This window comes from Gemmatimonadota bacterium (genome assembly GCA_016719105.1).
Taxonomy (GTDB): domain Bacteria; phylum Gemmatimonadota; class Gemmatimonadetes; order Gemmatimonadales; family Gemmatimonadaceae; genus SCN-70-22.
The window spans coordinates 115880-133028 of the sequence record JADKAQ010000008.1 but is presented as its reverse complement, the minus strand read 5'-3'; the positions used below and the strand labels follow the sequence as shown (position 1 = coordinate 133028).

The following is a 17149-nucleotide window of genomic DNA, read 5'->3' as shown; positions in this document are numbered from 1 at the left end:
CGCGTTGCGCTGGACCCGCGCGTGGAACTCGATCGCCCCACGGGTCGCTCGACGGGGTCCAGGCCAAACGACCACGGACCGAGCGCGCCGCCCTATCGCCTAAAGACAGGGGGTGGCACGGTGCGTTGCGCGAAATCCCCGTCGACAGATCAGGGATTCGCACCTGTCTGCAACGGCTGGAGTGCCAAAGCGTAGAGCATGGCGCAGGCGATTGACCGTGAACATTTCACGGACGAGGAGTACGGGCACTTCCAGTCGAGACTGCGCGAGAACCTGGCGGCGCTCGCGGTCGTGCTCGCTCGCCCCGACTTCGGCGAGGGCGATGTCACGCTCGGCGCCGAGCTCGAGCTGTGCATCGTTGATGCGTCGGGGCGCGCCAAGGGGATCAACCGCGACATCCTGCGGCAGCACGTCGACCCTCGCCTCGCGCTGGAGCTCGACAAGTTCAACCTCGAGTACAACCTCACGCCGGTTTCGGCGCGGGGGGGGCCCTTCTCGGCGATCGAACGAGAGCTGGTCGAGGCGCTGCGTTCGCTCAATCGCACCGCCGAGGGGTTCGACGCGCGCGTGATCCCGATCGGGATCCTCCCGACACTGACGCCGGACGATGTCGCCCGCACGGCGCTGACCGACTTCCCGCGGTACCGTGCGCTCTCCAACGGCCTGCGGCGTACGCGCCTGTCGCCCTTCAGCATTCGCATCGACGGCGCCGACCCGCTGGCGATGACGGGCGACGACATCACGCTCGAAGGGGCGAACACCTCGTTCCAGGTGCACCTGCGGGTTGCGCCGCGTGACTTCGCCGCGACGTACAACGCCGCGCAGATCGCGACGCCGATCGCCCTCGCCATCAGCGGAAACTCCCCGGTCTTTTGCGGGCACCGCCTGTGGGAAGAGACCCGCGTGGCGCTCTTCAAGCAGGCGCTCGACGTGCGCGACCTGGTGGAGCAGGCGTGGCGCCCGCCGGCGCGTGTGAGCTTCGGGCACGGATGGGTGCGGCGCGGCGCGTACGAGCTCTTCGCCGAGTCGGTCGCGGTCTTCCCGCCGATCCTCCCGCTGGTGGGCGAGGAGGATTCTGTGGCGATCGCGCGCGCGGGCGGCTGTCCGCGGTTGGAAGAGTTGCGAATCCAGCAGGGGACGGTATGGCGCTGGAACCGGGCGATCTACGATCCCGGCGACGGTGGGCACCTGCGCATCGAGATGCGCGCACTCCCGGCGGGGCCAACCCCGCTCGACATGGCGGCCAACGCGGCGTTTCTGGTCGGGCTCACCATCGCGCTGCGCGACGAAGTGGAGGAGCTGCTCCCCGCGTTCCCGTTCGAGTATGCGGAGTGGAACTTCTACCGCGCCGCGCAGCGGGGGCTCGACGCCCGGCTCCTCTGGCCATCGGCGGTGGCCCCCTCGCCCATGCCGGTGAGCGCGCGCGCGATGGTGTCGCGCTTCCTCCCCGATGCGGCGCGAGGGCTCGAGACGTTAGGCGTGGACGACGACGAGATCCGGAGCCTCATGTCGGTGATCCGCGGGCGCCTCGAGATCGGGCAGACCGGGGCGCGATGGCAGCGCACGGCGCTGGATCGTTGCTTACTCGACCTGGAGCGGCGTGACGCGCTGGCCTGCATGATGGAGGGGTACATCGCGCGGTCGCTCACCGGGCGGCCGGTGCACGAGTGGGAGGCGTGAAGCGCGGGCGGGCTTCCGTTCGATTGCGCGCCAGCGTTTCATAGGGGGACCGGTGCGCGACGTCGCGTGCCCCCCTCTCGCCTCTCCATGACAGCGTCAACGCACCCGCCCATCGCCCCCGACGCCCTGCACGTCGACGCGATTCTCTTCGACCTGCTCACCGCGCTGCTCGACTCGTGGACGCTGTGGAACCACGCGGCCGGCAGTGCGGCGGAGGGGCGGCGCTGGCGTCAGCGCTACCTCGAGATCACCTACGCTGCGGGACACTACTCCCCGTACGACGCGCTGGTACACGAGTCCGCGCGTTCGGCCGGGCTTCCGGCCTCGGTAGCCGATACGCTGCTCGACACGTGGGACACGCTCGCGCCATGGCCCGAAGTGCCCGCCGTCCTCGCGTCGCTGCGCGGGCGCGTACCGCTGGGCGTGGTGACCAACTGCTCCAATGCGCTCGCGGCGCGTGCCGTCGCGCGGCTGGGTATACCGGTCGACGTGGTCGTCGCGGCCGAGCGCGCCGGCGCCTACAAACCCGATCCGCGACCGTATCGGCTGGCGCTCGCCGAGCTGGCCCTGCCACCGGAACGCGTACTCTTCGTTGCGGGGTCGCCCTACGACATCCCAGGGGCGGGCGGGGTGGGGATGCCGGTCGTCTGGCACAACCGCTTGCAGCTGGTACGCCCCGGCGGGGTCGGGCCAGCGCGGGCGGAGATCGCGACGCTCGAGGCGCTACCCGCACTCGTGGGGACCATCGTCGGGTGAGGGGCGAGGGGTCGACGGCCTAACGACGTTCTCCGACGGCACAGGGGCGGCGGGCCAGGGCCAGGGCGCCGAGCAGCGCCTCCTCGGTCACCGGCTTGGCGATGTGCTCGTCCATGCCGGCTTCCAGGCACACGCCGCGATCCTCGTGCATCGCATTGGCGGTGAGGGCGACGATCGGAACACGGTGCGTCGCATCCTCGGCGGCCCGGATGTGCCGCGTGGCTTCCAGGCCATCCATCTCCGGCATCTGGATGTCCATGAAGATCAGGTCGTACACGCCATCACTCCAGCGCTGCACCGCCTCGCGCCCGTCGCTGGCGACGTCGACCGTGCACCCCAGGTGCGCGAGCAGCGACACGGCCACGATCTGGTTGACCATGTTGTCCTCGGCGACCAGCACGCGGATGCCGCGCCCGTCCGTCTCAGCGACCGTCGTCTCCTGCCGGTCGACGCCGGCAGAGGCGAAGGCGCCCCAGGTGGCGCCGCCGCTCCCCCTCTCGCGCGCGGAGGCGGCCGGGAGCGGGAGGGCGAGGGTGAAACACGATCCCTCCCCGAGGGTGCTGGCGACGGTGATCGTCCCCCCCATCATCTCGGCGAGTCGTCGCGAAATCGCCAGTCCGAGCCCGGTGCCGCCGTGCCGCCTCGTCGCCGATCCATCGGCTTGGGTGAAGGGGGCGAAGAGCCGGGCGACGGTCTCCGTCGACATCCCGATCCCCGTGTCCTGCACGTCGATCCACACCGTGGGGTCCTGCTGCGTTCCACTGCCGCGCGCCACGATCGAGACGCGTCCGCGGTCGGTGAACTTGATGGCGTTGCCCACGAGGTTGAACAGGACCTGGCGCACGCGCCCCGCGTCGCCCATCACGTGGCGTGGGCACGACGCCTCGACGTGCACCGTCAGCGACAGGCCGACGACGTCGGCGGCCGAGTTCAAGGTCTCGCGCACCTCCTCGAGGATGCCATGCACGTCGAAGGGGTGCGACTCGATCGACAGCTTGCCGGCCTCGATCTTGGAGAAGTCGAGGACGTCGTTGATGATGCGGAGGAGCGCCTCGCCCGACTTGCGCAGCATGTGCACGCGCGCGGCCTGCTCGTCGTTGAGCGGAGTGTGCAGGAGGAGTTGGGCCATGCCCAACACGCCGTTCATCGGCGTGCGCAGCTCGTGGCTCATCGTCGCCAGGAACTCGCTCTTGGCGCGCGCCCCCTGCTCGGCACGGTCGCGGGCGACGGAGAGTTGTTCGGCCTGGGCCTGCAGCGCGTTGCGCGCCTCTTCGAGCTCCCGCACATGCTGGTGCAGGCGCTGCTCGCTCTCGACTCGCGCGGTGATGTCGCGGATGACGCCGCTGAAAATGGTGCGTTCCTCCAGCGCGACTTCCGAGATGACCAGTTCGATGGGGAACGCCTCGCCGGAGGCGCGATGCGCCGTCATCTCGCGCCGTGCGCCAAACGCAGAAGCAAGCCCTGCGTGCCCGTCGCGGCCGGCGAACGGTCCGTCGCAGGCGTCCGGGATCAGCAACGCGACGGAGCGTCCCACCAACGCGTCGACCTCGACACCGAACATCTGCGCGGCCGCGACGTTCGCCGATTCGATCGTGCCCGCCTCGTCGAACGTCACAACGCCATCGGCCATGGCGTAGAGCACCGCCTTGAACCGCGCCTCGCGCGCCGCCAGTTCCATCGACATGCCCGCGATTCGGCGATCGACGAGCGTTCCCAGGACGGTCGTCCCGACCACGAACGCGACCGCCGTCGAGACGAGTACGGCGAGTGTCGAGTCGGGGAGTACCCCGGTCGGCGAGTAGGGCGTCGCCCGTTCGAACACGCGCACCGACGCCATCGCGGTGTAGTGCATGGCGATCACCGCGGAGCCCAGCACTCCCGCGCGCAGTACGCGCATTCCGAGCGACGGTGTCGATGCGCGCTGCAGGGCGTGGCGCATGGAAAGCGCGGCCGTGGCCAGGACGGTTGCGACAGCGAGCGACGCGGCGAAGAGCGTGGGGTCGTAGTACAGGTCGGCATTCGCGCGGATCGCCGTCATCCCCGTGAACTGCGTCGCCGAGATGCCGCTGGCCATGAGCAGGCTGCCCAGCGCCGTCCCGCCCCGGCGCATACGCGGCGCGCTCAGGACGACGAGCGCGATCCCGCTCGCCACGACGGCCGGTACGACGGACAGCAACGTGGTGCGGGCCGAGAACGCGACCGGGATCGGGAGGTGCCACGACACCATGCCCACGAAGTGCGCCGCCCAGATACCGGTCCCGGTCGACCAGGCGCCCGCAGCCAGCCAGAAGGCGCGGGCCGGCGTCGCCCGCGTCGCGCGTATCCGGTCGACCACCGCGAGCGCCGCGATGGCCGCGACCGTGGCGATGAGCCACGCGACCAGCACCAAATCCAGGTGGTGCCGACCATGCATCGGCACACGCGAGATCAGGCTGTCAGGGAGAAGTCGCCACACGGCGAGAAGCGGTGGGATTCGGAGCGGGCGGGGTACGCCCGTCCCGCTCGAGGAGTTGAACTCTCTGGGGAGTATCGGCCTCTCTTGACGGCGACCGGACCCTTTGGCGCCGGAAATCTCATTGGCGCGCCCCAACCATCGGCAGCGAGCGTCGCGCCTCCGCAGCGTCGATCGGCGGGGACTCGCGCCGGGCGTGCGCGAGGGCCGGGTCCGCGCGGGCGTACGCCTAGCGCGCGGTTGCGAGCAGGTCGACGAGCGAGAGGGCGATGACCTGGGTGGCGCGCACCAGCTCCTCGATGTCGCACCACTCGTCGGGCTGGTGCGAGAGCTCCAGGCGCCCCGGGCCGTAGGCGACGCAATGCGCGATTCCGCCGATGCGCGTCACGTGCTTGTGGTCGTACGTCCCCGGCGAGGCCACGATGGCTGCCTCGCGCCCCACCACGTCGGCGACCCCGCGTTGCAGCGACGCCACCAGCGGCGACCCTTCGGGGGTGCGCACGGGATGCACCACCATCAGGTCGCGCATGCTGAAGCGTGCCTCGGGGACTCGCAGCTGCAACTCGGCCAGCATGTCGGCGATCTCCCCCTGCACGCGATCGAACGATTCCTCGGGGAGAAAGCGCCGGTCGAAGATCGCGCGACAGGTATCGGCGACGCACGGCGATTGGACGTCGTGCCCCGATTGTCCACCGGTGATGCTGTTGATGTTGAGCGTGGCGTGGCGCGCTCCCGCCGGAACCACGGGCATCGCCGTGACGCGCGCGGCCAGCGCCGGCTGCAACCGCCCGCGAATGTCGTGCAGCAATTCCCCCATGTGCTCGATGGCGTTGGCGCCGAGAAAGGGCATGCTGCCGTGCGCGATGCGCCCGTGCGCCGTCACCTCGAACCAGTACACGCCGCGATGCCCCACGCAGATGCGGTCGAACTCCAGTGGTTCGGGGATGATCACGTGATCGATCGACGCCGACGTGAGACGCCCTACCTGCGCCAGGTGCGCGGCACCGGCCCACCCGCCGCTCTCCTCATCCACCGTCCCGCTGATTTCCACCGTGCCGAGCAGCTCGACCCCCGCGCGACGCACGCACTCAGCGGCAAAGACGGCGGCGGCGATCCCCGCCTTCATGTCCGACGCGCCGCGCCCATAGATGCGCCCGTCGCGCACGACGCCGGCAAACGGGTCGAGCGTCCACCCCTCACCCACCGGGACGACGTCGATGTGCCCGTTGAGGTGTACGCAGGGGCGATCGAGGCGCCCGCGCCTGCGCCCCACCACGTTCACGCGCGGATACGCCTCGGAATGCTCCGGACGCTGCGTGGCGGTGTAGTACTCGATGGCAAAGCCCATGCGCCGCAGCGTGTCGCCGAGGAGCTGCGCGCATGGCTCGTACGCATCGCCCGGCGGATTGACCGTGGGGACGCGAATGAGTGCTTGCGTGAGGGCGACGATCTCGTCGCGCGCCTCATCCACGGCTCGCAGCACCGAGTCCCGCACGGTAGGTTTGCCCATCTCGCTCGATTGCCGTGGAGTGACTGGCCAGGGGTGCGCCGGAGGGATGATGCGCAGAATAATGCCGCAGGCACAACTCACGCACCGGATGGTGACGACGCGCGCGCTTCGCGTCGCACTGGCCGCGACGCTCTCCGTGAGCCAGGCGGTTTGCGCGCAGTCCAACAGTGCCCCGCCGGTTACGCCACGACCGGCGGCGGTCGCCGGGCCTTCGTCGGTCGCCGGGCTGACGGCGGTCGCCGGGCTCAAGGTTGGGCACTACACCCTTCCCGAGCGCCCCACCGGGTGCACCGTGATCCTGGCGGAGAAGGGGGCCGTCGGCGGCGTCGACGTGCGCGGCTCGGCGCCGGGGACGCGCGAAACCGACCTGCTCGACCCGGTGAACATGGTCCCGGTGGTGCACGGGATCCTGCTGACCGGCGGAAGCGCCTTCGGGCTCGATGCGGCTGGCGGCGTCATGAAGTACCTCGAGGAGCACGGCGTCGGCTTCGACACGCGGGTGGCGCGCGTCCCCATCGTCCCCGGGGCGGTGATCTTCGACCTGGGCGTCGGCGATGCCAAGGTCCGGCCTAACGCTGACTGCGGCTATCGGGCGGCGAGCGCGGCGACCCCCGGCGCGATCGCCGAGGGGAACGTCGGCGCCGGCGCCGGCGCCACGGTCGGGAAGCTCTTCGGTGGCGGGCGGGCAATGAAGGGCGGACTCGGCACCGCCTCCATCACTCTCAAGGATGGGCTCACCGTCTCCGCGATCGTCGTCGTGAACGCGGTGGGCGACGTCATCGACCCGGCCACGGGGACGGTGGTCGCGGGCGTTCGCACGGCCGATGGCACGGCACTCGCCGATGCCCGCGCGCTGATTCGTGCCGGGGCCACGCGCCCCGGCGTGCGCGCGGGCGAGAACACGACCATCGGCGTGGTGGCGACCAACGCCACGCTCACCAAGGCGCAGGCCAAGAAGGTCGCGCAGATGGCGCAGGACGGGATGGCGCGTGCCATCTCCCCCGCGCACACCATGGGCGATGGTGACACGATCTTCGCCCTGGCCACGGGCGAACGTGCCGAGGCGGCCGACGTGACGACGATCGGGGCGCTGGCCGCCGACGTGCTGGCCGAGGCGATCGTGCGCGCGGTGCGCGAGGCCCGGGGGATCGCCGGCTATCCGTCGGTGCGGGACCTGGGCGCTCGGCGTTAGGCAGCGGCGACGCGCCGGCGTGAACAGCCAACTCCTCCTCCTGCTGGGCTACTCGGCGCTGATGATTGCGCTTGGGGGGTACATCGGGCGTCGCGTGAGCAGTACCGAAGGGTTCTTCGTGGCCGGGCGTGCGTTGGGGCCCGGACTGCTGTTCGCGACGTTGCTGGCGGCCAACATCGGCGCCGGAGGAGCGCGGCTTGCAGACGGTGGGCGACTACCTCGAGCAGCGCTACTCGACCACGGTGCGCGTGCTCGTGGCGGCGCTCCTGTGGGTGGGGACGCTGGCCATCCTCGCCGGACAGTTGATCGCCATGTCGACGCTGCTCACGGTGGTGGCCGGACTGCCCAAGTGGGCGGGCTGCGTCCTGGGCGGGGTGGTGATGACGGCCTACTTCACCGCGGGCGGGCTCCTGTCCAGCGCGTGGGTCAACCTGCTGCAGCTCACGGTGTTGTTGGTGGGGTTCGCGGTGGCGCTCCCGGTGGCGTTGGCCAGCGCCGGTGGATGGGATGCGGTGGTGCAGTCGGTGAACGCCGGGACGGCGGCGGCGCCGGGACCGGGCGCGGCTACTGGAGCCTGTGGCAGAACGGCGCGTCGGGGTGGCAGTACCTCGCGCTCCTCGGGCCGGCCTTCGTGATCTCACCGGGACTCTTGCAGAAGATCTTTGGGGCGCGGGATGACCGCACGGTGCGGATCGGCGTGGGGGCCAATGCCATCGCACTCCTCCTCTTCGCCGCCGTCCCGCCGGTGATGGGGATCATCACGCGGGCCACGCACCCCGGGCTGTCGAGCGAACAGCTCGCGCTCCCCACGCTGCTGATGTACGACGTTCCGGTGGCGATCGGGACGTTGGGGCTGGCGGCGCTCTTCTCGGCGGAGGTGAGCACCGCCGACGCGATCCTGTTCATGCTGGCGACGTCGCTGTCGCAGGACCTCTATCGGCGCTTCCTGCGTCCGGCGGCGACCGACCAGCAGGTGCTGCGCGTGGCGCGCGGGGCGGCGATCGTGGGTGGGCTGCTCGGGGTCGGCCTGGCGCTGGTGGCGCAGACGATCATCGGGACGCTGTCGTTCTTCTACAGCGTGCTGGGGGTCTGTCTCTTCGTCCCGGTCCTGGCCGGGCTGTTCGTGAAGCGCTTTCGCGCCCCCGAGGCGCTGGCGGCAATTGCCGGGGGGATGCTGGTGATGATGGCGCTGCAGCTGACGGTCGGTCCCAAGGGGCTCGGCGGGTTCACGCCGGCGCTCGCCGGGGTCCTGACGTCGGTGACGGTGGCGGCGCTCGCCTTCCTGGCGATGCGGCGCGTGGGGTAGGGCGGGCGCCGCCAGCGGACGCGCGGCGTGGGTGATGACGGGTAGCGGCGGGTGAAGGCGGATAGAAGGCGGGGTTCGACTCGTTGGTGATCAACACAACCCATGGGTGAACGGATGAACGACAAATTCGGGCTGGCGGGGCGCGTCGTGGCGGTCATCGGCGCCGGATCGGGCATTGGCGAAGCGGTCGCCCGCGCCTGTGCCCAGCAGGGGGCGAGCGTCGCCTGCCTCGACATCAAGGGGAACGAGGCAGAGCGGGTCGCCGACTCGATCCGCGAGGCGCATCGTGAGGCGTATGGCGACACGCTCGACATCGTCGATGGCGCGGCGACGCAGGCGGCGCTGGACGCCGTCAAGCAGCGCCTCGGGCGCCTCGATGCGGTGGTCTGCACGCCGAGCATCAACGTGCGCAAGCCGATCCTCCAGTACACCGAGGAAGAACTCGACCGCGTGGTGCGCGTGAACGTGAAGGGGAACTTCAACGTGTTGCAGGCGGCGGGGCGCATCCTCACCGCGCAGGGGTCGGGGAGCATCGTCCTCTTCTCGTCGATCCGCTCGCAGGTCGTCGAACCCGGGCAGGCGGTGTATGCCGCGACCAAGGCGGCCATCGTGCAGATGGTGCGCACGGCGGCGGCCGAGTTCGCGTCCAGGGGGGTGCGGGTCAACGCGGTGGGGCCTGGCGTCGTGGAGACGCCGCTCACCGCTCCCATCAAGGCCAACGCCGACTGGTACGGCGCGTATGCGGCCAAGAACGCCCTGCAACGCTGGGCCGCCCCCGAGGAGATGGCGTGGCCGACCGTCTTCCTGCTGTCGGACGCCGCCAGCTACATCACCGGCACGATCCTGTTTGTCGATGGCGGGTGGCTGGCGATCGACGGGCGCTTTTCGCCGCCGGGGATGGGGAGTTAGCGTTTCGCCGGAAGGGCGACGGCGACTCCGCGCGTCCGGAGCGCCGCCACCAGCGCCTGAAACGGCGGGTCGTCGTGCCACGCCGTCCAGTCGGGCTGTTCGAGCAGCGACTTGACCGTCGTTCCGTTGTTGGCGGCGCGCGCGGGGTCAGCGCCTTTCTCCAGCAGCCGTAGGGCGACCGTCCACGCGTGGTTGTCGACGGCCGAGTAGAGCGGTGTGCGTCCCAGCCGGTCGACCGAATCGACGGATGCACCACCGTCCACCAGGAGCAGCGCGTGTTCGCGCTTGCTGCGCTCCAGCGCCTGCTGCAGCGCCGGTTGCCCCGCGCGCAACTCGGCGTTGGGGTTGGCGCCGTTGGCCAGGAGCTGGCGCAGGACCATCGGTTCGTCGTCGAGCGCCGAAATGACCGGGTGCAGCCCGTGCGGCGGCGTGAGGTTGGGATCGGCCCCGAGCTCGATCAATGTCCCCACGCTCCCCGGGAACTGCCGCGCGGCGAAGGTGAGCACGGAGCGCGAGCTGTCGGTGCTGAGCGCGTTGAGGAGCGCCTTCTGGCCGCGGAACGGTTCGAGCGCCGCCGCGTCGGGTGACGCCAGCGCCGCGAGGAGCGCCGAGACGCGCGGGTTGCCGAACCAGTCGTCGCTCTCCCGACTCACGGCGATCGCCGCGTCGGGCCCTCTCCCCCCGCTCGCGCGACCGAACCAGAGCACGGCGAGCGTCACGGGAAGGATGAGGGCGAGGGCCCCCGCGACGCGCCAGAACCCGGCGGCGTAAGCGATCGCGGCGAGCACGACCGGCGCGGCAAAGGCGAGGAGGTAGGCGGTGGCGAGGCCACGGCCGGCGGCGTCGGTCCCTTCGCTGCGTGAGGCGACGACCATCGCCACGAGGGCGAGCCCCTCCAACACGAGCACGATGAGGACCGCGCGCTTCATGCGCGTGGCTCGCGATGGGTTCCAACGCTTGACATGGCCGCTCCGTTCTGGCGTCTTTGCACGCGCAACTCCCATTCCCTTTCGTGCTGTCACCCACAAGATGAGCGCTGTCGTCGACCGCTGCGAGCTGGCCCCCGGCCTCACCATCGCCCGCGCCCTCACCGGGCTCTGGCAAATCGCCGACATGGAGCGCGACGGGCGCACCATCGACCTCACGGCGACCGCCAGGGCGATGGCCCCCTACGTCGACGCCGGCTTCACCACCTTCGACATGGCCGACCACTACGGCTCGGCCGAGGTGGTGTCGGGGATCTATCGCGCGCAGGTGGCTCCCGGCGCCGACGTGCAGCTCTTCACCAAGTGGGTCCCCAAGCCGGGCCCCGTGTCACGCGCCGACGTGCGCGCCGCGGTGGAGCGCGCGCTCGAACGGCTGCAGGGGCGCACGATCGACCTCATGCAGTTCCACGCCTGGACCTTCGCCGACCCCCGCTGGCTCGACGCCCTCTTCTACCTCGACGAATTGCGCGCCGAGGGACTCATCCGGCACCTGGGGCTCACCAACTTCGACACCGCGCACCTGCGCATCTGCCTGGCGAGCGGGATCCCGATCGTCTCCAACCAGGTCTCCTTCTCCCTAGTCGACCGGCGCGCTGCGGGGCAGATGGCGGCGCTCTGTCGCGAGCATGGGGTGAGGATCCTGGCCTACGGAACGGTGCAGGGGGGCTTTCTCTCCGACCGCTGGTTGAGCAAGCCGGAGCCCGACTGGGAGCACCTCGACACCTGGTCGCAGATGAAGTACGGGCGCTTCATCCGCACCGCTGGCGGGTGGGAGCCGTTCCAGCGTCTGCTACATGCGCTTCACGGCGTCGCCACGCGACACGGCGTCTCGATCGCCAACGTGGCGTCGCGCTGGGTGCTGGAGCAGCCCGCCGTGGGTGGCGTCATCATCGGCGCGCGGCTCGGCGCCAGCGCGCACGTGGACGACAATCTGCGTCTCTTCTCCTTCGCGCTCACGGCGCAGGACACGGCGGAGATCGAAGCGGCGACGAGTGCGATGGCGATGATCCCCGGCGACTGCGGCGACGAGTATCGCAAGCCGCCGTATCTCACCGCCTCCGGCGACCTGAGTCATCACCTCGAGGACTTCCCGTCGCCGTATCTCGTGAAGGATGGCGCCGACGGGCGGCGCATCTGCCTGAGCGGGACGTCGTGGGAGACGAAGTACGGGTACTCGCGAGCCGTCAGACACGGGAACCGGATCCTCGTGTCGGGGACGACGGCGTCGCACGGCGATCGGTTGATCGGGGGGACCGACGCCGCGGCGCAGGCGCACTTCGTCATCGACAAGATCGAGGGGGCGCTGCGCTCGCTCGGCGCGCGCCTCGACGACGTGGTGCGCACGCGCGTCTTCACCTCGAAGCTGGAGCACTGGGAGGCGATCGCTCGCGCCCACGGCGAGCGGTTCGGGGCGATTCTCCCGGCCAATACGCTCGTGCGGGCGGAGTTGGTGGGGGAGGAGTTCCTCGTGGAGATGGAAGCGGAAGCGGTTGTGGGGGGAGGGTGAGCGCACTGGCGCGTTTGCCTCAGCGGGGCGCCGAGCGACTTGGGTTCGCAGGGGACGTGCGGCGCATGGCGCGCATTGCGCTGGTGGGTGTGCTCGCCGGTGGGGTGGCGTGCCTGATTGCGCCTGGGCGCGCGTCGGCGCAGTCCGCCTCGTCAGCCGCAACGCGGGAGGACGCGGCGCGGGAGGATGCGGCGCGTCGCGAGCGGGCAATTCGTGTCGCGCGCGACATCATCAAGTCGGCGCGCTTCGCCGCGCTCATCACGCAGGATCCAACGACGGGATCCGCCGCGCGCACGATCGACCCGGCCCCTCCTGACTCGGCGATGGTCGTCCGGTTCGTGACGAATCCCAAGTCGCGAAAGGTGCGGCAGTTGGCGCGGGATGCGCGGGTGACGCTCTACTACTTCGACGCGAAGGGGATGCGGTATGCCGCCATCAGCGGCGTCGCACGCGAAGTCCGCGAAGCCGCGAAGAAGGAAGCGCTGTGGTACGCCGAGTGGACGCCGTTCTATCCGCAGCGGGAGCGAGGGGCGGCGCTGTTCGAGGTCGTGCCGCAGCGGCTGGAGGTGGTGAGCGAGGGGGACGGCGTGGTGGGCGATTCGGTGACATGGGCGGTGCCGGTGGTGCGGTTTCCGCCGAAGGGGGTTCGCCGCTGAATTGTCAGGCCCCGCGGTGAACCAGCCGCGCGCGCCGAGCGTTGGCGCTGCAAGGACGCACGTACACTTTACCAACACGAATTGACATGGCGAAGTCGGACACGCTGGAATGGGCGTACCTGCGCCCCGGTTGAAACACCTGCATCGAAACCCAGGAGTTCCTGGGACGGAAGCACGTGGCGTTGGGCGCGACGGAAGACGCCAAGAAGAAGCGGTATGACGCCGAGGCGGTGAAGGCAGTGCTGAAGGGGGTCGAGGTGATCGTGTCGATGAAGGGGAAGAAGCTCGTTCGCCTCAACCTCAAGAAGGACAAACCGACCCAGGACGAGATTCACGCGGCGATTCTGGGACCGTTCGGGACGCTCAGGGCCCCGGCGCTGCGCAAGGGGAAGACGTTGATCGTCGGCTTCAACCCCGAGACGTACGAGCAGCTGTTCAAGTAGGACCCTCGCGCGCGGAGCCGCGCGCGAGGCGGGCGCGATGTGCGCGCGATGTGCGCGCGATCCGGGCACGACTCCCTCACTCGTCCTCCCATGTACTCGCGTGAAGTGGTGGCGCTGCTGGCCATGTCGGGGCTGACCGTTGCGGCGTGGCTGGCGCCGCCGCGCTTCACGCCGGTGCAGCCGGAGCTGTTTGCGGCTGGCGGCTCCTTCACCAACGCGTGGGGGGACTACGACGGTGACGGCGACGCCGACCTCTTCGTGGGGTTCAACGGCGTCGCCAACCGGTTGTATCGCAACGACCAGGGGACGTTCACCGATGTCGCAGCGGCCGCCGGCATCGCCGACGCCCGCCCCACGCGCGCCGCCGCGTGGGGCGACGTGGATGCCGACGGCGATCCCGATCTCCTGGTCGGCTTCACCCCCGGCGCCGGCGGCGTGCTGCGCCTCTATCGCAACGTTGGCGGGCGCTTTGTCGACGTGACGCGCGAGGTGGGGGTCACGATCGACTCGGGGGCGGTGCGCCAGCCGGCCTTCGTCGACATCGATGGCGACGGCGACCTCGATCTCTACGTCGCCTTCCGCGACAAGCCCAACGTCCTCTTTCGCAATGAGAGCGGGCACTTTGCCGACGTCGCCCCCTCGTTAGGGCTGGCCGACCCGCGCAAGAGCGTCGGCGGCACCTGGTTCGACATGGACGGTGACGGCGACCTGGACCTGTACCAGGGGAACATGGACGGCGACGCCAACGCGCTCTGGCGCAACGACGGCGCGCGCTTCACCGACATCGCCGCCGAGGCGGGGGTGCAGTGGGGGGGCCGCCCGCCCAACGACAAGACCAAGGGGACGGTGCGTACCTGTGCGGCCGACGTGAACGGCGACGGACGGCTCGACCTCGTCACCGCCAACTACGGGACCAACGGGCTCTTCCTCAATCGCGGCAACGGGCGCTTCGAAGACGTCAGCGCGGCGTGGGGCGTCAACATCGATTCGCACTTCGATACCTGCGCCCTCGCCGATTTCGACAACGACGGCCGCATCGACCTGTATGTGAACGGCACGGTGACCGGCGGGAAGAGCTACCGCGACTACCTGCTGCGCAACACGGGGACGCGCTTCGAGGACGTGACGCCGGACTCGATCAAGGCACTGGAGTCGGACCACGGCGCGCAGTGGCACGACTTCGACGGCGACGGCGATGCGGACCTCGCCCTCACCGGCGTGCAGCCGACGGGGATGCACCACCTCCTGCGCAACGACCTCGCCGCCGCCGACGGCCGGCGTTCGCTGCGCGTGCGTGTGCTCGACGCGCGCGGCCACGCGACGCGCGCCGGCGCCACGGTGCGCGTCAGCCGCAACGGCAAACAACTCGGCGCCTGGGTGGTCGACGGCGGCTCGGGCTACGATGCACAGAACGACATTCCGCTCCTCATTACCCTCCCGTCGCTCGCCCCGGTCGACCTCGAAGTCACGGCGCCGTCGGCGAATGGGATCGCGCGTCGCCGCATGCGCCGCGTCGCGCCCGCGCAGTGGGCTGGGCGCACCCTCGACATCCGTCTCCCATGAAACCCGTCGTCATCACCGTCGGCCCGCTGCGCTTCACCGCCCGCTTCGAGCACGCCAAGGCGCCCCAGACCTGTGCGGCCTTCGCCGCCCGCCTCCCCTTCGAGGGTGACCTGATCCAGGCCCGCTGGAGTGGCGAGTCGGCGTGGTCACCGTTAGGCGACCTTCAGCTCGGCGTCCCGGTGGAAAACGCCACCTCCCACCCGTCGCGCGGCGACATCCTATTCTATCAGGCCGCGGTGAGCGAGTCGGAGATCCTCTTCCCGTATGGAAGCACCCACTTTGCCAGCAAGGTCGGGCAGCTCGCCGGAAACCACATGCTGACCCTGACCTCGGGGCACGAGCTGCTCCCGGAGCTCGGGCGCATGGTCCTGTGGGAAGGGGCGCAGCGGATTCGCTTCGCGTTCGAGGAGGCGTAGGGCAGGCCCCGGATCGGACACGGCGCGTGTGCGCCGCTATGCATGCCGCGCGAGCGCCGCGCTCTTCGCCGCGCGCGGCATGCCGAGCACTCCCTACACGCTGTCAGCAGGGCGACGACAGTCGTCGGACGGATGAGCCCGCGACGTTCCCACGCGTAGCCAACCATACGACCCGCTCGCGGTGTCCAACGGCGCGTTCCTCCCCCAACCGGGTGGGTGGAACCCTTTTCGTAATCGAGAAGTAATCCACGGTCTCTGGCCAATCGCGAGGCGCTCCTCGCATCGTGCCATCCCCCCAACCGACCGAGTGCCGGCCGATGTCGCGTCTCCGCAGTCGCTGGTCCCTGCTTGTGGCCGTGGTGGTGGCGCTGGGTGTGCCGGGAGCGTGGCTGTTGGCTCGCGACTCCGGTGGCGACGATCCCGCCGTGGTCGCGACCGTCAAGCGCGGGCCGTTCCGTGTGGTCGTCACGACCTCCGGTGAGCTGCGCGCCAAGAAGTTCGTGCAGATCCAGGGGCCGTCCAACATGCAGCAGGCGGAGGCCTACCAGACGAAGATCGCCTCCATCATCCCCGAGGGAACGGTCGTGAAGGAGGGCGATGTGGTCGCGGAGCTCGACCGCTCCGGCGTCGCCGCCAAGATGGCCGAGGTGAACCTCGCGCTGCAGAAGGCCCAGGCGCAGTACGAGCAGGCGATGCTCGACTCCACGCTCAACCTGTCCAAGGCGCGCGAGGAGATGCGCTCGATGGACCTGGCGCTGGAGGAGAAGAAGCTGGCCAAGGAACAGGCGGTCTACGAGGCGCCCACGGTCAAGCGCCAGGCCGAGATCGACTACGAAAAGGCGACGCGCGCCCTCGCACAGGCCAAGGTCGACTACAAGACGAAAACCGAACAGGCCCAGGCCAAGATGCGGGAGGTCGGGGCCGACCTCGAGCGGCAGCGCAACCGGCTCAAGCTCATGCAGGACGTGATGCAGGGCTTCAGCATCCGCGCCCCGGCCAACGGGATGCTGATCTACGTGAAGGAGTGGAACGGGAAGAAGAAGGTCGCCGGCTCACAGGTGGGGGCATGGGATCCGACGGTCGCGACGCTCCCCGATCTCTCGCAGATGGAGTCGATCACCTACGTAAACGAGATCGACGTGCGGAAGATCGCCGTGGGGCAGCCGGTCGGTCTCTCGCTCGATTCCGACCCCAGCAAGCGCCTCCCCGGGAAGGTGTCGGGAGTGGCCAACGTCGGTGAGCAGCGCCCCAACGCCGACGCCAAGGTCTTCGAGGTCAGGGTCCTGCTCGAGCAGGCCGATACGACGCTGCGCCCGGGGATGACGACGTCCAACGCCGTCGAGACGCTCGTCATCAAGGACGCGCTCTTCGTCCCGCTCGAATCGGTGGTGAACGAGGGGGGCATCCCCTACGTCTACAAGCGCGACGGCGCGAAGGTGGTGCGCCGCCAGGTGGAGACAGGGGCGATGAACGATGACGAAGTCGTCATCACGCGCGGGCTCGCCGAGGGCGATCGTGTGCTGCTCTCCCCGCCGGCCAACGCCGAGGAACTCGAGACCGTGAAGCTCCCGGGGAGCGGGAACGTCCCACCGTCCAAGTCGGGCGACAGCGCCGCAGGGGCGCGCCCGGTCCCGGTACGCCCCGAGTCGACGCCCCCCGCGACAACGCCTAACGGCGCTGCACTGCAGCGCCCGGCGGCGCCGGCTGCCAGAAAGGGATAGCCCCGGTGCCGCTCGGCTTCCCCACCTGGCGAGACGCTCGCCAGCAGCTCAC

At 70.1% G+C, this 17149-nt stretch carries 15 protein-coding genes; 12 read left to right on the top strand and 3 right to left on the bottom strand.

Going from position 1 to position 17149, the window contains the following annotated elements; all coding sequences use genetic code 11:
• The first annotated feature begins 198 nt into the window (after positions 1–198).
• Positions 199–1680: a glutamate--cysteine ligase gene (locus tag IPN47_11120; protein ID MBK9408576.1), complete on the top strand. Its 1482-nt coding sequence runs from the start codon at positions 199–201 to the stop codon at positions 1678–1680.
• An 87-nt stretch (positions 1681–1767) separates the two neighbouring features.
• Positions 1768–2436 (top strand): HAD-IA family hydrolase, encoded by a 669-nt coding sequence (locus tag IPN47_11115; GenBank protein MBK9408575.1) that lies wholly within the window; start codon positions 1768–1770, stop codon positions 2434–2436.
• Positions 2437–2455: 19 nt separating this feature from the next.
• Here the strand turns inward: IPN47_11115 and IPN47_11110 are convergent, their stop codons facing one another.
• Positions 2456–4822: a response regulator gene (locus IPN47_11110; protein MBK9408574.1), complete on the bottom strand. Its 2367-nt coding sequence runs from the start codon at positions 4820–4822 to the stop codon at positions 2456–2458.
• 295 nt (positions 4823–5117) lie between these two features.
• Complete coding sequence (locus IPN47_11105; protein MBK9408573.1) at positions 5118–6398, bottom strand: acetylornithine deacetylase/succinyl-diaminopimelate desuccinylase family protein; 1281 nt, start codon at positions 6396–6398, stop codon at positions 5118–5120.
• 88 nt (positions 6399–6486) lie between these two features.
• Between IPN47_11105 and IPN47_11100 the strand changes: the two genes are divergently transcribed.
• The 4 genes from IPN47_11100 (at position 6487) to IPN47_11085 (ending at position 9805) form a co-directional block, all read left to right on the top strand.
• The gene (locus tag IPN47_11100) at positions 6487–7590 is read left to right on the top strand and encodes a P1 family peptidase (GenBank protein MBK9408572.1); all 1104 of its coding nucleotides are present in this window, start codon (positions 6487–6489) and stop codon (positions 7588–7590) included.
• 197 nt (positions 7591–7787) lie between these two features.
• Positions 7788–8225, top strand: coding sequence for a hypothetical protein (locus tag IPN47_11095; GenBank protein MBK9408571.1), 438 nt, complete (start codon positions 7788–7790; stop codon positions 8223–8225).
• The gene (locus tag IPN47_11090; GenBank protein MBK9408570.1) at positions 8222–8896 is read left to right on the top strand and encodes a hypothetical protein; all 675 of its coding nucleotides are present in this window, start codon (positions 8222–8224) and stop codon (positions 8894–8896) included. The genes IPN47_11095 and IPN47_11090 overlap by 4 nt, the downstream gene beginning before the upstream one ends.
• Before the next feature lie 114 nt (positions 8897–9010).
• Positions 9011–9805 carry an SDR family oxidoreductase gene (locus IPN47_11085; GenBank protein MBK9408569.1) on the top strand — a complete coding sequence of 265 codons (795 nt, stop codon included), beginning with the start codon at positions 9011–9013 and terminating at the stop codon, positions 9803–9805.
• Here the strand turns inward: IPN47_11085 and IPN47_11080 are convergent.
• Positions 9802–10734, bottom strand: coding sequence for an ankyrin repeat domain-containing protein (locus tag IPN47_11080; protein ID MBK9408568.1), 933 nt, complete (start codon positions 10732–10734; stop codon positions 9802–9804). The genes IPN47_11085 and IPN47_11080 overlap by 4 nt on opposite strands.
• Before the next feature lie 100 nt (positions 10735–10834).
• Between IPN47_11080 and IPN47_11075 the strand changes: the two genes are divergently transcribed.
• The 6 genes from IPN47_11075 to IPN47_11050 all read left to right on the top strand — a co-directional run bounded on the left by IPN47_11075 (position 10835) and on the right by IPN47_11050 (position 17097).
• A complete protein-coding gene (locus IPN47_11075) occupies positions 10835–12298 on the top strand; it encodes an aldo/keto reductase (GenBank protein MBK9408567.1) in 1464 nt (487 codons plus the stop codon).
• A 65-nt stretch (positions 12299–12363) separates the two neighbouring features.
• The gene (locus IPN47_11070; protein ID MBK9408566.1) at positions 12364–12954 is read left to right on the top strand and encodes a pyridoxamine 5'-phosphate oxidase family protein; all 591 of its coding nucleotides are present in this window, start codon (positions 12364–12366) and stop codon (positions 12952–12954) included.
• Positions 12955–13136: 182 nt separating this feature from the next.
• A complete protein-coding gene (locus IPN47_11065; GenBank protein ID MBK9408565.1) occupies positions 13137–13397 on the top strand; it encodes a hypothetical protein in 261 nt (86 codons plus the stop codon).
• 90 nt (positions 13398–13487) lie between these two features.
• The gene (locus IPN47_11060; protein MBK9408564.1) at positions 13488–14960 is read left to right on the top strand and encodes a VCBS repeat-containing protein; all 1473 of its coding nucleotides are present in this window, start codon (positions 13488–13490) and stop codon (positions 14958–14960) included.
• Positions 14957–15376, top strand: a complete 420-nt coding sequence (locus IPN47_11055; GenBank protein MBK9408563.1) for a DUF3830 family protein — start codon at positions 14957–14959, stop codon at positions 15374–15376. The genes IPN47_11060 and IPN47_11055 overlap by 4 nt, the downstream gene beginning before the upstream one ends.
• 317 nt (positions 15377–15693) lie before the next feature.
• Positions 15694–17097, top strand: coding sequence for an efflux RND transporter periplasmic adaptor subunit (locus IPN47_11050; protein MBK9408562.1), 1404 nt, complete (start codon positions 15694–15696; stop codon positions 17095–17097).
• Positions 17098–17149: the final 52 nt, after the last annotated feature.

Bases quoted from the DNA above. Each gene is read 5' to 3' on its own strand.
- IPN47_11120 (MBK9408576.1), top strand. From the start codon at position 199: ATGGCGCAGGCGATTGACCGTGAACATTTCACGGACGAGGAGTACGGG.
- IPN47_11115 (MBK9408575.1), top strand. From the start codon at position 1,768: ATGACAGCGTCAACGCACCCGCCCATCGCCCCCGACGCCCTGCACGTC.
- IPN47_11105 (MBK9408573.1), bottom strand. From the start codon at position 6,398: ATGGGCAAACCTACCGTGCGGGACTCGGTGCTGCGAGCCGTGGATGAG.
- IPN47_11100 (MBK9408572.1), top strand. From the start codon at position 6,487: ATGGTGACGACGCGCGCGCTTCGCGTCGCACTGGCCGCGACGCTCTCC.
- IPN47_11085 (MBK9408569.1), top strand. From the start codon at position 9,011: ATGAACGACAAATTCGGGCTGGCGGGGCGCGTCGTGGCGGTCATCGGC.
- IPN47_11080 (MBK9408568.1), bottom strand. From the start codon at position 10,734: ATGAAGCGCGCGGTCCTCATCGTGCTCGTGTTGGAGGGGCTCGCCCTC.
- IPN47_11075 (MBK9408567.1), top strand. From the start codon at position 10,835: ATGAGCGCTGTCGTCGACCGCTGCGAGCTGGCCCCCGGCCTCACCATC.
- IPN47_11070 (MBK9408566.1), top strand. From the start codon at position 12,364: ATGGCGCGCATTGCGCTGGTGGGTGTGCTCGCCGGTGGGGTGGCGTGC.
- IPN47_11060 (MBK9408564.1), top strand. From the start codon at position 13,488: ATGTACTCGCGTGAAGTGGTGGCGCTGCTGGCCATGTCGGGGCTGACC.
- IPN47_11055 (MBK9408563.1), top strand. From the start codon at position 14,957: ATGAAACCCGTCGTCATCACCGTCGGCCCGCTGCGCTTCACCGCCCGC.
- IPN47_11050 (MBK9408562.1), top strand. From the start codon at position 15,694: ATGTCGCGTCTCCGCAGTCGCTGGTCCCTGCTTGTGGCCGTGGTGGTG.